Genomic DNA, 248 nt, shown 5'->3' with positions numbered 1-248 from the left:
GCCATGACCGGTGCCGTGACCGTAGTCGACGTTGTCAGCCCAGATCGGCGCACGAGCGATGGCGTCGAGCAGCGGCGACAGGATGCCTTTCGGGAATCGTGCCCGCGACAGCGCAATCACGCCTTTCAACACGCGCGTGCAGTCCTGTTTCTGCTCCTGCGTCGGCGTACCCACCGGGACCATGCGCGTGATGTCTGTGGTACCGCCAAGGTATTGGCCACCGGAGTCGATGAGCAACAGACCATCAC

General features: G+C 63.3%; 1 protein-coding gene. It reads right to left on the bottom strand.

Annotated features, from left to right (window positions below; all coding sequences use genetic code 11):
- The coding region (locus AC0IYH_RS33180; RefSeq protein ID WP_471838647.1) for a M24 family metallopeptidase at positions 1–248 on the bottom strand (248 nt) is incomplete at both ends.

The sequence above is a fragment of the Pseudomonas sp. AC463 genome, from assembly GCF_979253585.1.
The sequence above is the reverse complement of the archived record's forward strand: the minus strand, read 5'-3'. Positions and strand labels throughout refer to the sequence as shown.